Source organism: Aestuariispira insulae (genome assembly GCF_003385955.1).
GTDB lineage: Bacteria > Pseudomonadota > Alphaproteobacteria > UBA8366 > Aestuariispiraceae > Aestuariispira > Aestuariispira insulae.
In genome coordinates, this window is record NZ_QRDW01000016.1 from 18,967 (window position 1) to 36,203 (window position 17,237).

Consider the following 17,237-nt stretch of genomic DNA (forward strand, 5'->3'; position numbering starts at 1 on the left):
TCCTTGGCGGACAGGATGGTTTAGTCTTCTGGTTCCAATGCTTGCCGGCAGCGTGCGATGATTGGCGGCAGGGCCGGATCTTCCGGATGGGTTTTCTCGATTGCCTCGAACAGGTTAAGCGCTTCCGCAGGCCGGCCAGCCTGCAACGCGTCATAGGCCATTTGCCAGTCCCGAAGAAGGGCTTGTGTCTGTTTGCCGGCGTCATCAGATCGGCCGAGCAGTTCGAACAGGATGATCGGTATGCTGGCTCCTTTGGGGATGACCTGATCGATGGGCCGGAACAGAAATCTGTCCCGGACCCGGTCTCGCACTTCCTCGGTTACCAGGATCTGGGTGCCGTAATGTTTGTTGATGCCCTCAATGCGAGAGGCCATATTCACCACCGAGCCAAACGGGGTGTAGTTCATCCGGTCGCTGGATCCCACATTGCCGATGGCGCATTCCCCGACATTCAAACCAAAGCGTGTACAATATTCCGGTTGGCCCGCCGCCGCCTGTTTGCGGTTGAATTCCTGCAATGCCGCCTGTGCGTCCAGGGCGGCTTCGCAGGCATGGGCCACATGATCCGGATTTTCCTCAGGCGCGTTCCAGAAGGCCATGACCGCATCGCCGATGAATTTATCGACTATCCCCTGACGGTTCATGATGCATCCGGTCATGACCTCGAAATATTCTGACGTCATGCGTAAAAGCTTATCAGAGGGGAGTTTTTCTGCAAAACTGGTAAAGCCCCGGACATCGGTGAACATGATGGAAATCTCTCGGCTTTCCCCACCCAGATTCGACGATTCCGGGGCCGACATGATCTTCTGGACCAGTTGCCGCGGCACATAGCGGCCGAAAACCGTCAGCCCCTCCTGCATCCGTTTCATGGCGCTGGACAGCTGTGCGATTTCCGATATGCGGGATTGGATGTCGAGGCTGCTGCTGAAATCCAATCTCGCAATCTGACCGGCGATATGGGCTACCTGGGAAATCGGCGCGGAAATCAGGCGCGAGAGCGAGACCACGAAAATCAGACTGGCCGCGACGATGAGCGCGGCGATGATCAGGGACTGGATCAAAAGCGAATCCACATCCTTGTTTAATTCACTCATTGGGGCGGAGACAGTCAGATAAACATTGTGATCTTCTTCTGGTCGAAGCCGCCCGATATAGACCATATGATCTTCACCGGCGGCTTTTACGATACGGGCCTTGCCGACGGCGTTTTGCTTGAAAAGCGATTCAATCGCCCGCTCAAGAGCGCCGGAGGATTGGGGCAAAACCCGTGCTTCCTGCTTATCCGTCCGGTGCAACAATACTCCGTCTTCGGATGCTAGAGAGATAAAAGTCCTGGGGGAAAGCCTGATGGACCCAAGCAGATTTGAAAGATCCGGCAGGGAAAAATTGACCGCGATCACGTCTTGGCCATTTGTGAGGGGGGTTGCGACCGTCATACCGACCTGGCCGGTGTGGCTGAAAATATGGGGGGGTGTCAAAATCGACTGCCCCCGCTCCAGGGCCAAATGAAACCAATCCATGGATTCCGGGCTGATTTTCTTGTCATCCAGATCCGTCATGGCGGTGACGACAATTTGTTCATCCAGGAAAATCCAATGCGCTTTGTGCGATTCTTTGATCGGCACCACCCGCTCGACCGCGTACAGACTATCGGCGGGGGCGATGATCCGAATTGGATGATCCTCCGGCAACCGGTCGATTCTTGCGATATAGAGATGTGGTCTTGCCCTGCCGGCGAGATAAGCGCCGGTCATTGACTGGAAATTCGCAAAAACCGGCGTGAGCGCGCGAATGACGATTTCAGCCGCGTCAGGATTGCCATCGAGCGCGGCTTCGGTTTCCGGGACCTGCGCCAGTGTCATCTCGATGATCGAACCGGCATGAAAGCGTGCGGTGACATACCGCTCGAGTGATTCTTCCGCGTGAGTAATCAATTGGGCGGTGGATTCGTTGCGCAATCCAAGGCCGGTTGAATAGCCGAGATAAATCAGGGCGGAAGCCAGAAGAAAGGTGGTCAGAGAAAAGATCACCAAAATTTTTACATAGAATGGATGTTTCACGCGCAGTCCCGTCCGATTGGCGGTGTTTTCAAGATCATAGCGCCATGTTTATTCCGGATCAAAGTCCTAAAGGTGAATGGATGTTTTGTAATCTTCTATTCCGCTCTATAGCTGTAATTCCATCGCGGTTCGAATGAAGAATTTACGGTAATTTGTTACCGTCCCTAGCAGTGGTTAGTCTGCTAGTTGAAAATTTCTTCAAAAAAGACATGGCCTTATTTGCAAAAAAAGGATTTAATTGGTCCACAGTTTCTCAAGTGAGAGAAAACCGGATCCTCGCCTTATGCGATAAACTTAACGTGGACAGGCGTTGCACGGGGGCAAATTTACAGGAGATCTTCATAGATGTTGAAAAGAACCTTGAAATCCGTCGGGGCTCTCGCCGTTGTGGCAGGGCTGGCTTTGTCCGGCAATGTTAATGCAAGTGAACTCACCGATTTGAATATCCTGGCACAGGCCGATGAAAAACGCGGCGCGCTGATGGGTGTAAACTGGAAACTGGACGTGACGGCCTCGGAAGGCAATTCAACCCTGGACGTGACTGCACGGAACGAAGACTTCCTTGCTGTTTACGAAAAACCGGACAATCAACGTGACGAAAAGATTCTGGAGCGCGGCCAGAACATGTGGTTCATCAAACCGGGTGTTCGCAACCCGGTGCCGATTTCCCCGCGTCAGAAACTGCTGGGTGCCGCTTCTTATGGTGACATCGCTTCCCAGCGTTGGACCAGCGACTATACCGTTTCCAACCGCAGCGACGGTGTTGTCGACGGCAAGAGTGTTTATGTCTTCATCCTGAAAGGCAATGACCACGCGACATACGAATCCCTGCGTCTCTATGTTTCCATGGATACGCTGGCAGCTGTAAAGTCCGAAATGATGACTGCTGACGGCAAGTTGCTGAAAACCGCAACCTATGCTTATGGCAACATGGCTCCGGGCCGCACCGGCAACACCCCGATGATTTCCGAAATGGTTATCACCGATGCCAATGGCGGTACCACCACGCTGACCTACAGCAAGCCGACCTTCTCGAATGTCAGCGCCGACAGCTTTGCCCTTTCCAACGTGATGGGCAACTAATCCTTCTCTAGGATTGGTACAAAACTGTTAAAGCGAAGGGGTGGGCCTTGTCCCGCCCCTTTGTTGTCTCTGCTGTTGTGAAGTGAGTATTGTAATTGGACATGACTGATAATTCTCCGGAAGGATGCCCGATGACCCGGGCGGATATTGAAAAGCTGTTGCCCCACAGGAAACCGTTTCTGCTGGTTGACGAAGTGACCTCGGTAAAGCCGGGGCAAAGGGTGACGGGCCTGAAATTTCTGGAACCCGACGATCCCGTGTTCGAAGGGCATTTCCCGACCGACCCGATTATGCCCGGTGTGTTGATCGCCGAAGCATGCGGTCAATTGGGGGCCATCGCCCTGGCGCTTGAATCAGGGGATGTTGATGAACGGGCGCAATCGGGCAAGGCGACGGGCTATCTGGCCTCGATCAACAAATTTAAATTTCATTCGCCCTGCCGCCCGGGAGATACGTTGGAAATGACTGTTAGCGTGGGAAAACGTATGCAGTCGCTGATCCAGTTGGTTTGTGCCGTCAAAACCGGAAGAAGAAAAGTTGCCTCTGGTGACTTGACGGTGGCACTACAATAACAACATATTAGGCCTATCGCGTTCACACGCGGGGGCATATAGGCAGTTACACAACCCATTGAAGGCACGGGTTAGGAATACATATGCAACAAACTGTTTTGGCGCTGGTTTCCGAACGAAAAAAACTGGTGTCCACGATCAAGGATCTGGTGATCGAGAATCTCGAACTGGACCTTGAGCCCCACCAAGTCGACGAAGACTGTCCCCTCTTTGGCGTCGGATTGGCGCTTGATTCAATTGATGCGCTGCAGTTGGTCTTGAGTGTCGAACGGGAGTTCGACATGACGGTTCCGACCGATGATGTGACCATTTTCCGGTCCATCAATACCATCGCGGATTTCATTGAACGCTCCAAGGATTGACAGTCATGACCATGCAAAACGCAAACACACCCCTGTCCTTTGAAACGGTCCAGGAGATGTCCGCCGCCTATGATGCCGTGCGCAGCCGGATCGGCCTGACCGACATTAGCGATTGGGCGAAACTGAAAGTAACCGGCTATGACGCCCGCGAGTTTCTCGACCGGGTTCTGACCGGCAATATGCAACAGCTGGGCGAAAATGAAATCCTGCATACAATGGCTTTGGATGCGGACGGGAATTTCCTGACCGATATTCAGGTGCTGGGCGGATTTGAGGATTTTATCCTGCTCACCCCCGCCGACCGGGCGGATGCATTAGCCGCTGCGATCAAGCCCGATGCGGATGAAGAGGTGGAGGTCGTTGATCTTGGCCGTGATTATTGTTTGATCCGTGTTGACGGGCCGGAAAGCGCGGACCTGCCTATGGCAATCCTGGGCGGTGCGGTTGCCGGCATGCGGATTATGGCTTTCGCTGAAGCGGATCTGGGGGATGCCACGGTGACCGTGGGCCGAATTGGCACCACGGGCGAATATGGTTATTTCTTCCTGACGGATGCCAGCAGCCGCGATACGCTTTTGGCGGCAATCCGGGCGGAAGCGCCGGATGTGGTGGATTGCACCGCAGATCTTCATCGCCTGCTGCAACTGGAAACCCGTGGTTTTAACGCTTCTGCCGATCGGCCGGGGGGTGAACATCCGCTGGAAGCCGGCCTGCACTGGATGGTGGATTTCCAGAAACCGGAATTTGTCGGTAAAGACGGATTTTTTGCCAGAGCGAAAGAGGCCCCCCATCACATGGTGTGTATCGCCCTGGATGAAACCCGGGTCGTGCCGGAAACCAAGACGCAAATCCTGGACGGTGATGGGAATGATGTTGGCTATGTGGCCAATGCTGCCTGGTCTCCGACCTTAGAAACGTCGATCTGCCTGGCTTATCTCAAACGGGATATGGCGGCGGTCGGGCTTCCGGTATCCATTGCCGGGCAGTCGGGTCGGGTTGTTTCCGCGCCCTTCTTCATCACGAAAAGCAACTCGGCGCGCTAGAGGGGCCGGCATTGACGGACATAGCCGGCATTCCCAGACTTGCCGAAGCTTTTATAAAGCATGCCGCCGATGAACCTGCGCGAACCGCGCTGGTTCTGGGCGGCAGGTCTTTCAGCTATGGCGATCTGGATGCGCTATCAAACCGGATAGCAAATCGCATTCATCTTGAAACGGGTGGGCGCAATCTTGCCTGCGCGCTTTTCACCGGGCGCAGCCTGCACGGGTTTGCGGCCATCCTGGCCTGCTTCAAGGCGGGGGCCTTTTATGCTCCGTTCCCCGTCCGGGATTTGGCCGCCAACCACAGAGATGCGTTCGGACAGCTCGCACCCGCCCTATGCCTGGCGGATCGCTCGGGTTTGAAGGCATTGTGCGAACTTCTTGCGGAGGACGCCGCGCCGCATACCGTGTTGCTGCTGGATCTGGCAGAGCTGCCGGAAAACATGTCTTTACCTGAGCGGCATCGGGTGATCGGTTCCAATAGCATTGACCAGATGGCGGCGGTGTTCGACCCGGTTGCCTGCGGGCCGGATGCCCTTGCCTATCTGATGTTCACCTCGGGCTCGACCGGAAAGCCGAAAGGCGTGCCAGTCAGCCATGGTAATCTACACGCCTATCTGGACGGGATTTCAGAGGTTATGCCGGTGCGCCGGGAGGATCGCTGCACCCAGCTGTTTGAGTTGACATTTGATCTTTCGGTGCATGATTACGCGGTCACCTGGTGTGCCGGGGCTGCCCTGCATGTGCCGGATGGGGAGAAAATCCTGACCCTACCTGATATGGTGCGGGACCAGGGCATCACTGTTTGGTTTTCGGTGCCCTCTGTGATTGCCCTGATGGATCAGTTCCACCAGATGAAGCCGGACGGTTATCCCGGCCTGCGGCTGGCTGCCTTTTGCGGTGAGGCCCTGCCGTCAAACCTGGTGCGGACATTTGCAGAGGCGGCACCGGGGGCGGAGCTGTTCAACCTATATGGCCCGACTGAGGCCACCATCGCCTTTACCGGCTATAGAATAGAAACGATCGGTGAGGGGATCGAGCCAATCGGCCGGCCGCTCGCTGGACAGGAGGCTTTGATCATCGGTCCGGATGGGCGGGAATGCGAGGTCGGTGAAATGGGTGAGCTGTGCCTTACCGGTCGTCAGGTGGTTGCGGGATACTGGCTGGCGGAACAGGAGACCGGACGGTGTTTCGAGGAAGCGGAAAACGGTGATATTCTCTATCACTCCGGGGACCTTGCCCACCGGGACGAAAACGGGTGCCTGCATTTCCACGGCCGCCTGGATGACCAGGTCAAGATCCGGGGATACCGGGTGGAACTTGCCGCTATTGATGCGGTTTTGAGCGAACTGGCCGGTGGCTGTCGGGTTATGTCCCTGGCATGGCCTCCGGACCGGCTCGGCAATCCCACTGGTGTCATCGCCTATTGTGAAGGAACAGGGATCGACGGAGAAGCCCTGATCGCACGATGCGAAAACCACTTGCCCGCCTATCTGGTGCCTAAGAAAATCTATAGCCTGGACCAACTGCCGATGAACCGGAACGGGAAACTGGATCGGAAGGCACTGTTGGCCCGGCATGAAGAAAGGAACGGTTGATCGTGGAAACGATAACCAAACAGATTTGCCGTTTGCAGGGGCAGGTGACCAGCTTGCAGAGCGGCCTGAATCCCCTTCCGGAAGCCCTTTTCCAGGAAGAGGATGGTGCCATCCGGTTGCGCATTAAGGCAGCCGGCCATGCGTTGATGGCTTCCCTCCGCTGTAATGGCGAAAGCCTTGTTGACGCTCAGATTGACGCGGGTGGTGAAGCCCTGTTGGAAGTGGGCGCATTACCTGCGGGTCAGCAGGTGCTGCGTCTCCACTGCCAGGTGGATGGGGCCCTGGCACCGGTGGTCACCCATATCGCCTATGTGCTCTCCGGCGATCTGGCAACTTTCCGGCATGAAAGACAGGGCGATCCTTTGGTAGATGCCATTGGAGAATTGCTGGAGAAGTGGGATCTGCCAGGCGGGGTTATGGCCAGCGCCCAGGAGAAAGGCGAAATCCAGTCAACGGCCATTGGCTGGGCAGATGCGGCTGCAGGCGTGCCGCTCAATGAAAACCATCGATTTAGGGCGGCTTCCCTCGGGAAGGTGATCACGACAGCGTCGATCTATCAGCTGGTGGAGCAGGGCAGCCTGTCATTGGATATCCCGGTGGCCGAAGCCCTGGGCATGTCGGATCGCCATGCGGCGGTTTTTGAGGGGGCCAGCATCAAACATCTGTTGCGTATGTCCTGCGGGGTTCAGGTGGATTCGGCTACCGGCGCGCCATCGCCTCTGGAGGCGGGTACCCTAGCGGAAAAACCGGATCTGCATTCGATTGTTTCCCGAGACTGGCTCGAGCAGGTGCTGGATACCGCCCAGCGTCATTTCACACCGGGCGAAAAATTCGATTATCACACGGATAACTACTGGCTGTTGGGCCGGATCATAGAGCAGGTCAGCGGGATATCCTATGCGGATTACGTGATCCGCAATATTTTCCAGCCGCTGGGCCTGAACGACATCTGCCTGGCGACCACTTTTGCCGATGGCCGTCATCCCGATGAAGTGATCTATCATGAAGGGGACTGTCCGCCGGAAGCGCCCCAGGCGGCGATGGGCGTTGAGGGCATGGTGCCCGCCCCCTATCAGCGGGTTATGCCGATCCGCGATGCTATGGGCGGCTGGCTGGTGACCGCGGCCGAGATGGTGAAGCTGAACCAGCATCTGACCGATCTGGCGCCTTCGCTTGTCAATGAGGCCAGCCTGGAAGGGATGCTCGGTCGGGAAGGGGCGGCCCCGATGCCGACCGAATGGTATTACGGCGATGGATTATTTGTGCAAAACCCGGCGGGCCGGGGGCTTACTCCGCAACTGGTCTGGTGGCATTTTGGCCTGGTGCCGGGCTGTTCTGGCCTGTTGGCGCGGATCCGCGGGCGGCATATTTCTCTGCTGGTCAATGGCGCACCGGTAAAGCAGAATATCTTTCTGGCCACTCTCTGGCGGGTGGTTTTGAAAGCGGTGGGACGGTGAGGGGCGCACGCGTGACGCAATCAAGACGAACAGTATTGGAAGCGGAAAACCTGGCCAAGCATTTCGGCAAGACCGCCGCAGTGAATGATGTCAGCCTGAGCACGAAGGAAGGCGAGATCCTGGCGATCCTGGGCCCTAACGGGGCCGGTAAAACCACGCTGACCGAATTGCTGACGGGGTTGCGTCAGCCGGACAAGGGCACGGTCAGGGTTTTGGGCGATCCGCCGAGCAGCATGCGTGCAAGGAACCGGATTGGCCTGACCCCGCAGAATGTGGCCCTGCCGAAAACCTTGAAAGTGAAAGAGCTGTTGCCCTATGTGGCTGCGCATTTCGATACACCCCTGCCGGTGGATCTGGCGAAATCCTGGTTCCTGCTGGATGGCCTGATGGACCGCAATGCCGGTGATTTGAGCGGCGGTCAGATGCGCCGGGTGGCGCTGGCGGCGGCCTTCATGGGCCAGCCCAAGCTGGCCTTCCTGGACGAACCGACCACCGGCCTGGATATCCAGGCCAAACGCGCCTTGTGGAAATCGATCCGGGCGGCGGCCCACAGGAATGTTCAGATTACCCTCACCACCCATGACCTGGATGAGGTACAGGAATTGGCGGACCGGGTGATTGTCATCAACCGGGGCCGGATCTTGCTGGAAGACAGCCCGGACCGGGTGCGCCGCCGTTTGGGGCATAGGAGGCTTTCTTTCCGGAGCGCGCCGGTCAACGGTGATGCACCGTTCCCTGGCGCGGTTCAGGAGGCCGGGCGCTGGGTGGTTGATGTCGCAGATGGCGATCAGGCTGTCCGCGATTTGGTTCGGTCCGGGGTGGCCTTTGAGGACTTGGAGCTGGCCCCAGCCAGCCTTGAGGACGCGATCCTGGCCGAGTTGGAACGCAGCGAACAAGCGGACAAAGGGACGGTTTCATGATTCTTCTGCATTTCCGTTTCATCCTGCTGCAGCTCTTCCGCATCCCGGCTTTCCTGGTGCCGACAGTGCTGTTCCCGACCATGCTCTATCTGTTTTTCGGCGGGCCTAATGGTGGGGATCTGATCGATGCGCAATTTCCGCTGGGGTCGTTTTGCGTCTTTGCCGTGATGGGTGTGGCTTTCTATCAGTTTGGGGTCGGGATTGCCGATGATCGCGGGTCGCCGTGGGAAAGCTTCATGCGGGTTCTGCCGGTGACCCTGTTCCAGCGATTCACCGCGAGGATTATGGCTGCCGGCGTGATTGCCGGGCTGGCGATCCTGTGTCTTGGCATTGCTGGCTGGTCCTATGGCGTGACTTTTTCATTCGGCACCTGGTTCGGGGTCGGCCTCGCCCTGCTGGCCGGGACGATTCCCTTCTGCTTGTTCGGGGTGGCTTTGGGCTATTTGGCTCCGCAAAAAGCGGCAGTGCCGATTGCCAATTTGATTTATCTGCCACTGTCCTTCCTGGGATCGGTGTGGAGCCATCCGGACAGTTTGCCGGAAGGCGTGGCGGCCTTTTCGCCCTATTTGCCCTCCAGGATGTTTGCCGAACTGGTCTGGGCCGCGATTGATGGCCGGTTCAACCTGCCGCAATTGGGCTGGCTGGCGCTATATGCCGTTGCTGCCTTTGGGCTGTGCGTCTGGGCCTATCGGCGCCATGAAAGCCGGGCTTATACCTGATTGTTGATGAGTGAGTAAAATTGTCGATGTTGAAACTGGTTGATCTGACGGAAGAGACTGCGCCAAAGATCCGGGATCTGATGTATAAGGTCTTTGGCTACAGCCATTCGGGCAAACATCTCTATCAGCCTGCAGAGCTGCTGGCGCGTTATCAGCGCGGTGATTTTGTGCCGATGATGGTGGCGGATCGGGAGGATGACCGCCTTTTGGGCTATTTCGATATGGGCTTTCCCTTCGGCGGGCGGGATGTCGCCTGGTTCGGCTGTCTTGCGTTGGATCCGGACCTGAATGAAATGACACGTATGGCGGTGCTGAACACCTTGTTGAAAGACTGCATCGACAAGGTTGGCAAAAGCTTTCGTTATGACGGTCTGCGCCTGGTGATCACGACCGACACAGTGGACCATACCCTGTCCCAGCGCCTGTCCGGTCAGTTTGGCTTGATCAATGTGGGGCTTTTGTTTGCCACGGTACCGACTGGCGGCCATCAGTTCCGCGGCGGTTACCGGCCCCAGGGCGCGGCGGTGGAGATCCGTCAGGGCCGCCGCCCTGAGGTGCTGTCGGTTTATCCTGCCTATAAATTCCTGGATCCCTATGATTGTTACCTGGCGCCCGACCATGCGGAATTGACCCTGCCGCTATATGAGGCGCTGGACCTGCCGGTGACCTTCCGGGAGGTGCCTGCGGAACCGGCGGACAAGATGACAGTGATGAGGGAATATCCGGATCTGGGCCGGGGGATCGTGACCCTGGAAATCGAGCGGATTGGTGAGGATATTGAAACAGTCCTAAAAGAACGTGTGGATCATTTCCGGACCGGCTACATCCCGGCCATACATGTGTTGGTGCCGCAATATCCCCAGGACCCGGCTGTGGCGCATCAGGTGTTGGCTGGCCTTGGTGGCCTGTTTGGCGGGCTGTTCCCAAGGTTCAAAGGTAGGGATATGATCCTGATGCAACTGGTGGATCCAGATGAACGTCTGGTGGATGAAAGCCGCCTGAAGGATGAAGCTGCGCGCAAGGTTGCGCATATGGGCCGGGAGGGCTGACCCCATGGGCCGTCGGATATTGATCACAGGCGGGGCCGGGTTTGTCGGGTCGAATCTGTCGCTGCATTTGAAAGCCGAAAATCCAGGTAATGAAGTGATCGCGCTTGATAATTTGAAGCGGCGCGGATCTGAATTGAACCTGTCGAGGTTGGCTGCCGGCGGCGTTGTCTTTCAGCATGGTGATGTGCGCACAACAGAGGATCTGGCGGCGGTTGGCGCGGTGGATCTGCTGATTGAATGTTCGGCAGAGCCCAGTGTGCATGCGGGCCAGGATGGCAGCCTGGGTTACCTGATCAATTCCAATCTGATCGGTGCGATTAACTGTTTTGACCATGCAAGGGCCCATGGCAGCGATGTGATTTTTCTTTCCAGCAGCCGGGTATATCCCATTCCCGTCTTGCGGGACCTGCCTTTGGTGCACGAAGGGGGCCGTCTGGACATTCCGGCTGGGCATGCCGGTACCGGCTGGTCCTGTGCCGGCATCTCGACGGACTGTCCATTGTTGGGGCACCGATCGCTTTATGGTGCGACCAAACTGTCGGCGGAATTGTTGCTGGAGGAATACCGGCAAAGCTTCGGGTTGCGTACCATCATTAACCGATTTGGCGTGCTGGCCGGCCCCTGGCAGATGGGCAAGGTGGATCAGGGTTTCATCGCACTCTGGGCGGCTCGCCATCTTTTTGGCGGAGAGTTGAAATATCTCGGTTTCGGCGGGTATGGGCATCAGGTCCGCGACGTCTTGCATGTGGCGGATATGTGCCGGTTGATTTCTTTCCAGATCCAGCAGATGGACAAGCTGTCCGGCGGCATATTCAACGCAGGTGGCGGCGCGGACAACAGCATATCCCTGGCGGAACTGACAGAGGAATGCCGGAAACTGGCTGGGCGGGAAATGTCGATCCAGCCGGTTGCGGAAACCGCTGCGGTGGATATTCCCTGGTATATCACGGATAATTCGGCAGTGACCGGTGCGACCGGCTGGACGCCCAAGATCGGCATCAAGTCGCTTTTGGAAGATGTGTTTGGTTGGCTGGACGCTAACCGGGCGCTTTTGCAACCAATCTTTTCACCGGAGGGGGCAGGCACCACCTCCAAAGAAAGGCAAAAACCACAATGACGGTTGCCATCATCACCGGCTCTTCGGGGCTTGTCGGCGCGGAAGCCTGCCGTTTTTATGCGGCCAAAGGTTATGATGTTGTCGGGATCGACAATGACATGCGCCAATCCTTTTTCGGCAAGGATGCCTCAACCCAATGGTCCCGGCAGGAACTGGAGCGGGATCTGAAAGGGTATCAACATGCGGCAGTTGATATCCGGGACCGCGAGGCGGTCGATGCGCTTTTTGCCCGGTTCAAGGGCAATATCGCCGTGGTGATCCATGCGGCGGCCCAGCCCTCCCATGACTGGGCGGCCAGCGATCCGATCACGGATTTTACCGTGAATGCCAACGGCACCATGGTGATGCTGGAAGCTTGCCGCGCCCATGCGCCGGACGCAGCGTTCATCTATTGCAGCACCAACAAGGTTTATGGCGATACGCCCAATAGTCTGCCCCTGATGGAAGTGGAAGGCCGCTGGGAGCTGGATCCAACCCATCCCTATGCCGCCCATGGCATTGATGAGGAGATGTCGCTCGACCGGACCAAACATTCCCTGTTTGGTGTCTCTAAGGCATCTGCCGATTTAATGGTGCAGGAATATGGCCGCTATTTCGGTATGAAGACCGCTTGTTTCCGGGCTGGCTGTATCACGGGGGCCGGACATTCAGGCGCACAGTTGCACGGTTTTCTTTCCTATCTGATGCGCTGTGCGATTACCGGCACGCCCTATACGATCTTCGGCTATAAGGGCAAGCAGGTGCGGGACAATATTCACGCCCATGACCTGGTCTCCGCCTTCTGGCATTTTGGCGAGACCCCCTCGCGGCCGGGCGTTGTTTATAATATCGGCGGGTCGCGCCATGCGAACTGTTCCATCCTGGAAGCGATTGCCCAATGCGAGGATCTGACGGGCCGTGAGATGAACTGGACCTATAGTGATGAAAACCGGATCGGGGACCATGTCTGGTGGATCAGCGATGTACGCCGCTTCCAGGCGGATTATCCGGATTGGTCCTTCAAATATGATCTGAAGGCCACGCTGAGCGAGATGCATGATGTGATGAAAGCCCGCTTGGCGGGTGAAGCCGCCTGAAAGGAACGGAAAACATGGTCAGACCGCCGCTTCAATCATCCAGGGCCGCCATGGCGGCGGTCCGGTCGGGCAAGGATGACGGTGCTTTTCTATTGCAAAAAGAGACTGTGGGTTCAGTCCGGGTGATTTTTGATATCGGCGGGCATCAGGGCGAGACCAGTCGCCGCTATGTTGATCTCTTTCCACAAGCCCAGATCCATTTTTTTGAGCCGCAGGAAAAAGCACGGGCAAAGGCGGAAACGCTTTTGTCCGGGCAGAATATTGTCTTCAATAGCAGTGCCATGGCCGAAAAGGCCGGTGAAGCCACCTTTTTCATCAATGGCTTCACCGCCGCCAGCTCCCTCCAGCCCGCCCATGAAAAGGCCGGAGAAAACTGGCCTGCGGCGGCATTGAAGATCCGTGAGGAAATCAACGTGCCGGTGGATACGGTCGATGATTATTGCGCTGCCCGTGGGATCGAAGCCATTGATATCCTGAAAATCGATGTCCAGGGCCATGAGTTGAAGGTGCTGGAAGGTGCATCAGCGATGCTTGGCGATAAGAAAATCCGGCTGGTCTATTTCGAATATATCCATTGCGCGACCTATGCTGATCAGGCGGATATCGCAGACTATATCCGCTTCATGGATGATCATGGCTACCGGATGCTGTCCATTTTCAATCTTGTCCAGGGAGCAGGCGGCCTTAATCAGTGCGATCTGCTGTTTAAACCGGCAGACCGCGACTGAGGGTTAACCGGCCATGTGCTTTTCCAGCGCATCGGCCACTTGGGAAAGCGTCTCGAAATAGGCGCTTTCCTGAGGCGGCAGATCCAGGCCGAAGGTTTCTTCGGCACCGGATACCAAGGCCACATGGGCAAAGGAATCCCAGGCGCGGGTTTCTTCCATGCTGGTGGTCATGCTCAAGTTGTCGGCTGGCAGGTCGAAGGCTTCGGCCGCCAGCCGGATCACGGTGTTTTCGATCTGGTCCCTGGTCATCAATGGATCATCCCGCCATCAACGGTGAGGGTCTGGCCCTGGATGTAAGACGCCTCGTCAGACAGCAGGAATGTGACCGCATTGGCGATCTCTTCCGGCTGGCCGAAACGGCCGTTGGGAATATAGCCCAGATATTCCTTCTTATGTTTCGGGCTTAATGTCTTCAGCATATCGGTCTCGACAAAACCCGGAATGACGCAATTGGCCCGAATTCCGTATTTCGCCAGTTCCAGGGCAAGGGTCCGGGTGAGCGCGATGACCCCGCCTTTGGCAGCAGCATAATTCGACTGGCCCGGACGACCGCTTACCGCCGTGGTTGAACTGATATTCACAATCGCGCCTGATTGCTGGCGCATCATGGTTTTTGCCGCAGCACGGCAGGTCAGGAAAGGCGCGGTCAGGTCGGTCTGTAACACCTGGTCCCAGGCATCCTGGGGCATCATGGCGACAAAGGCATCGCGGGTAATGCCTGCATTATTGACCAAAAGGTCGATGTTGCCTCGCTCAGAGAGGATCTGTGCCATGGCATCCTCAACCGCCTGCTGATTAGCAACATCGAAGGGGAGCAGGCTGACGGTCAGGCCTTCCTCGGCCAGTTCGGCGGCGAGATTGTCCGCGTCGCGTTTGCCGCGGCGGTAATTGACATAGACATGGGCCCCTTCCCGGGCCAGCCGTTTCACCACTGCGGCCCCGATGCCCCGGCTGCCGCCGGTCACCAGGGCTGTTTTTCCTTCAAACTTCATCACACACCATCACTTTTGCAAAACATCAGGGAGACGGCCGTGCCGCCAATGGACAGGCCGTTTACCAGAACCGATTGCGGCTGGCCGTCCGGAGATTTCCCTTCGATCATTCTCACATTCCCTGCGGGCAACAGTCGCTCAGGCCCGGCGGGGAAGAAGCCCTCGCTCAGCCCCAATACCGCCGCGCAGGCGTTAAAGGCTGGGGTTGCACCGCTCATCCCGAAGAGGCTGCCGGGCGCGGAGACCTGCAGTTGCGGGCGGGTTGCCTGCAATTGCTCCAGGGCCTGGCGTTCACCCTGATCAATACCAGGCTGACCGATGGCACCACTCAGGATCATATCGGGCTGAAGGCCTGCCTGCGAGATGCAGCTTTCCATAGTCCGGGCAATCGAGGCACCAGAAAAATCGGGCGCGCCGCCAATGGCGTAGGCAGCCAGTTCCGCGAGAATTCGGGCTTTGCGTGTCCGGGCCGATTTCTTGCTTTCCAGGACCAGGAAGCCGGCCCCTTCGCCAAGCACCGCACCATTGGCACGTGCTTCATGAAGGAATAGGCCTTGGGCCTCGCCCTCACCCATGTCCGGCGAAAGCTGGCGGGTGGCGCCGTAACCCGCCAGTACTTGCGGGGTCAATTCGTCACAGCCGCCGACGATAATCGCATCGGCCTTGCCGGCCTGGATCAGTTGGGCGCCCAGGGCGATGGCCTGGGCACCGGAGGCCATGCCGACTGTGGTGACTATATTCGGGCCGCGCAAACGCAGGTTGACCGAAACCAAGCCGGAGCAAGCGTTTAACACTGTATTTGGGAAATCCTTGGGGTCAGCATCGCGCAGACCGCCGGTAGCGATCTCACGGTAAAAGCTCTCGCAGCTGCCTGCCGGGCCGCGGTCGGTGCCGATGAAGACACCGGTCCGTTCCGCCATTTCCTTGCTGACCCGGAGCTTGGCATGGGCCAGGGCTTGATCAGCGGCACAGACAGCCAATTGACCTAACCGGTCCGCGCGTCGGATCTTGGTCCTGGTCAACTTGGCCGGGTTAAAATCTCTGATGGCACCAGCCAGCCGGGTAGGTTGTCCTTCCAGGGCAAGGTCATGATCCTCTGTCAGGCCGCTTGTACCGGATTTGAGTGCTGCCAGGAGAGCGTCGGCACCGATCGCATTGGGGGCAATAACACCCATGCCGGTAACAACCGGGGTGAGATCGTCCATGTCTTTTCCAGGAAGGGCGGTGTTTTCCGCCCCGGGTCGACTGATGACAAGGGCGGCGTTATTGCCGCCAAAGGCAAAATTCTGACTGATAGCGTGCTTGATTTCTGCCTTGCGACCCTGATTTGGCACATAGTCGAGATCACAGCCCTCGCGTGCCTGGGTGAAGTTGGCCGTCGGCGGCAATTCGCCTGTAGCGACTGCCATCACGGTCATGGCCAGTTCCACACAACCTGCGGCTCCCAAGGTATGGCCCGTAGCCCCCTTGGTGGAAGAAACCGCAATTTTGGCCGCATGATCGCCAAAGACCTCCCGGATTGCGTTTGTTTCACAAATATCATTGGCCTGTGTGCCGGTGCCATGGGCATTGATATAGCCGATATCCTCTGTCTTCAGGCCGGTCGCGCCGAGTGCTTCGCGCAGCAGGCGTTTCTGATTGCGGCCGGACGGGTCCGGGGCGGTGGGGTGATAGGCGTCGGCCCCAAGCGCATAACCGCTCATTTCCGCATAAATCCGCGCACCGCGCCGGATGGCGTCCTCTTCCCGTTCCAGCATGAAAAAGGCGGCCCCTTCTCCGAGTGACAAGCCAATCGGGTCACTGAAAGGCGCACAACGGGCGGTGGAGACATTTTTCATTGCGCTGAATCCGGCGAAGGAAAATTCGCACAAAGGATCAACACCACCAAGCAGGACGCGATCCGCAAGCCCGCTATTGACCGCTTCAAAAGCTTGCGCCGCAGCAAGGGTGGATGCGGTGCAGGCAGTGGCTACCAGGGATCTGGCCCCGGAAAACCCGGTTGCTCGGCACAAAATATCCAGACAGATATGGAACGGGTAAAAATGAGCTCTTGGATGTCGGCTGGGCCCGTGTTTCAGGACATTGCGGTAATATTCCATGCCGGAGGTCATGCCGCCAAGCGACGTGCCCAGATAAAGCCCGGTCTTCGCCTTTTGTGCATCATCGAGCTGAATGCCGCTGTCGGACAAGGCTTCGTCCGCGGCAACAAGCGCCAGTTTGTGACAGCGGTCCAGCCGCCGTTGATCACGCTTGCTCAGTTTTCCGGAAAGGGCTGCGTCGGATACTGCCCCAACCAGGTCGGTGGGGTAGGCGTCGGCGGGCCAGGGCGTATTATGGCCGATACCGCTTTCGCCTTTAAGTGTATGTTTCCAGCAGCTGTCTTTATTCTCTCCCAGGGCAGTAAGAAGGCCAATGCCAGTGACCACCACTTTTACCATAGATCAGGGTTTCCTCTTTCGAT

16 protein-coding genes are annotated in these 17,237 nt (G+C 57.3%); 12 read left to right on the plus strand and 4 right to left on the minus strand.

Annotated elements, in window-relative coordinates; all coding sequences use genetic code 11:
* Nucleotides 1-20: 20 nt before the first annotated feature.
* A complete protein-coding gene (locus DFP90_RS21055) occupies nt 21-2,063 on the minus strand; it encodes an adenylate/guanylate cyclase domain-containing protein (protein WP_115939215.1) in 2,043 nt (680 codons plus the stop codon).
* Between the two features lie 345 nt (nt 2,064-2,408).
* Here DFP90_RS21055 and DFP90_RS21060 point away from each other — a divergent pair, with 345 nt between their 5' ends.
* The 12 genes from DFP90_RS21060 (at nt 2,409) to DFP90_RS21115 (ending at nt 13,784) form a co-directional block, all read left to right on the plus strand.
* Nucleotides 2,409-3,146 (plus strand): outer membrane lipoprotein-sorting protein, encoded by a 738-nt coding sequence (locus DFP90_RS21060; RefSeq protein WP_115939217.1) that lies wholly within the window; start codon nt 2,409-2,411, stop codon nt 3,144-3,146.
* 131 nt (nt 3,147-3,277) lie between these two features.
* On the plus strand, nt 3,278-3,718 hold the full coding sequence (gene fabZ / locus DFP90_RS21065; protein ID WP_181905493.1) for a 3-hydroxyacyl-ACP dehydratase FabZ: 441 nt from the start codon (nt 3,278-3,280) through the stop codon (nt 3,716-3,718).
* 83 nt (nt 3,719-3,801) lie between these two features.
* Complete coding sequence (locus tag DFP90_RS21070; protein ID WP_115939222.1) at nt 3,802-4,080, plus strand: phosphopantetheine-binding protein; 279 nt, start codon at nt 3,802-3,804, stop codon at nt 4,078-4,080.
* A 5-nt stretch (nt 4,081-4,085) separates the two neighbouring features.
* Nucleotides 4,086-5,123 carry a glycine cleavage T C-terminal barrel domain-containing protein gene (locus DFP90_RS21075; protein ID WP_115939224.1) on the plus strand — a complete coding sequence of 346 codons (1,038 nt, stop codon included), beginning with the start codon at nt 4,086-4,088 and terminating at the stop codon, nt 5,121-5,123.
* Between the two features lie 11 nt (nt 5,124-5,134).
* Nucleotides 5,135-6,718 carry an amino acid adenylation domain-containing protein gene (locus tag DFP90_RS21080; RefSeq protein ID WP_181905494.1) on the plus strand — a complete coding sequence of 528 codons (1,584 nt, stop codon included), beginning with the start codon at nt 5,135-5,137 and terminating at the stop codon, nt 6,716-6,718.
* A 2-nt stretch (nt 6,719-6,720) separates the two neighbouring features.
* A complete protein-coding gene (locus DFP90_RS21085; RefSeq protein WP_115939229.1) occupies nt 6,721-8,175 on the plus strand; it encodes a serine hydrolase domain-containing protein in 1,455 nt (484 codons plus the stop codon).
* A gap of 11 nt (nt 8,176-8,186) precedes the next feature.
* Entirely contained in the window at nt 8,187-9,095 is a 909-nt protein-coding gene (locus tag DFP90_RS21090; protein ID WP_181905495.1) for an ABC transporter ATP-binding protein, read from the plus strand.
* Entirely contained in the window at nt 9,092-9,814 is a 723-nt protein-coding gene (locus DFP90_RS21095) for an ABC transporter permease (protein WP_115939234.1), read from the plus strand. Before DFP90_RS21090 ends, DFP90_RS21095 begins: the two co-directional genes overlap by 4 nt.
* Nucleotides 9,815-9,840: 26 nt before the next feature.
* Nucleotides 9,841-10,863 carry a hypothetical protein gene (locus DFP90_RS21100; RefSeq protein WP_115939236.1) on the plus strand — a complete coding sequence of 341 codons (1,023 nt, stop codon included), beginning with the start codon at nt 9,841-9,843 and terminating at the stop codon, nt 10,861-10,863.
* Between the two features lie 4 nt (nt 10,864-10,867).
* On the plus strand, nt 10,868-11,980 hold the full coding sequence (locus DFP90_RS21105; RefSeq protein ID WP_115939238.1) for an NAD-dependent epimerase/dehydratase family protein: 1,113 nt from the start codon (nt 10,868-10,870) through the stop codon (nt 11,978-11,980).
* A complete protein-coding gene (locus DFP90_RS21110; RefSeq protein WP_115939240.1) occupies nt 11,977-13,056 on the plus strand; it encodes an NAD-dependent epimerase/dehydratase family protein in 1,080 nt (359 codons plus the stop codon). Before DFP90_RS21105 ends, DFP90_RS21110 begins: the two co-directional genes overlap by 4 nt.
* Before the next feature lie 14 nt (nt 13,057-13,070).
* On the plus strand, nt 13,071-13,784 hold the full coding sequence (locus DFP90_RS21115; RefSeq protein ID WP_115939242.1) for an FkbM family methyltransferase: 714 nt from the start codon (nt 13,071-13,073) through the stop codon (nt 13,782-13,784).
* 3 nt (nt 13,785-13,787) lie between these two features.
* Here the strand turns inward: DFP90_RS21115 and DFP90_RS21120 are convergent, their stop codons facing one another.
* From DFP90_RS21120 to DFP90_RS21130, 3 genes are read right to left on the minus strand one after another with little or no spacing between them, the layout of a single operon-like run.
* Complete coding sequence (locus DFP90_RS21120) at nt 13,788-14,033, minus strand: acyl carrier protein (protein ID WP_115939244.1); 246 nt, start codon at nt 14,031-14,033, stop codon at nt 13,788-13,790.
* Nucleotides 14,033-14,776: a beta-ketoacyl-ACP reductase gene (locus tag DFP90_RS21125; RefSeq protein ID WP_115939246.1), complete on the minus strand. Its 744-nt coding sequence runs from the start codon at nt 14,774-14,776 to the stop codon at nt 14,033-14,035. Before DFP90_RS21125 ends, DFP90_RS21120 begins: the two co-directional genes overlap by 1 nt.
* A complete protein-coding gene (locus tag DFP90_RS21130) occupies nt 14,776-17,214 on the minus strand; it encodes a beta-ketoacyl-[acyl-carrier-protein] synthase family protein (RefSeq protein ID WP_115939248.1) in 2,439 nt (812 codons plus the stop codon). Before DFP90_RS21130 ends, DFP90_RS21125 begins: the two co-directional genes overlap by 1 nt.
* Between the last annotated feature and the right edge of the window lie 23 nt (nt 17,215-17,237).

Bases quoted from the DNA above. Each gene is read 5' to 3' on its own strand.
- fabZ (WP_181905493.1), top strand. From the start codon at position 3,278: ATGACCCGGGCGGATATTGAAAAGCTGTTGCCCCACAGGAAACCGTTT.
- DFP90_RS21075 (WP_115939224.1), top strand. From the start codon at position 4,086: ATGACCATGCAAAACGCAAACACACCCCTGTCCTTTGAAACGGTCCAG.
- DFP90_RS21115 (WP_115939242.1), top strand. From the start codon at position 13,071: ATGGTCAGACCGCCGCTTCAATCATCCAGGGCCGCCATGGCGGCGGTC.
- DFP90_RS21100 (WP_115939236.1), top strand. From the start codon at position 9,841: ATGTTGAAACTGGTTGATCTGACGGAAGAGACTGCGCCAAAGATCCGG.
- DFP90_RS21110 (WP_115939240.1), top strand. From the start codon at position 11,977: ATGACGGTTGCCATCATCACCGGCTCTTCGGGGCTTGTCGGCGCGGAA.
- DFP90_RS21130 (WP_115939248.1), bottom strand. From the start codon at position 17,214: ATGGTAAAAGTGGTGGTCACTGGCATTGGCCTTCTTACTGCCCTGGGA.
- DFP90_RS21125 (WP_115939246.1), bottom strand. From the start codon at position 14,776: ATGAAGTTTGAAGGAAAAACAGCCCTGGTGACCGGCGGCAGCCGGGGC.
- DFP90_RS21095 (WP_115939234.1), top strand. From the start codon at position 9,092: ATGATTCTTCTGCATTTCCGTTTCATCCTGCTGCAGCTCTTCCGCATC.
- DFP90_RS21060 (WP_115939217.1), top strand. From the start codon at position 2,409: ATGTTGAAAAGAACCTTGAAATCCGTCGGGGCTCTCGCCGTTGTGGCA.
- DFP90_RS21120 (WP_115939244.1), bottom strand. From the start codon at position 14,033: ATGACCAGGGACCAGATCGAAAACACCGTGATCCGGCTGGCGGCCGAA.
- DFP90_RS21105 (WP_115939238.1), top strand. From the start codon at position 10,868: ATGGGCCGTCGGATATTGATCACAGGCGGGGCCGGGTTTGTCGGGTCG.
- DFP90_RS21070 (WP_115939222.1), top strand. From the start codon at position 3,802: ATGCAACAAACTGTTTTGGCGCTGGTTTCCGAACGAAAAAAACTGGTG.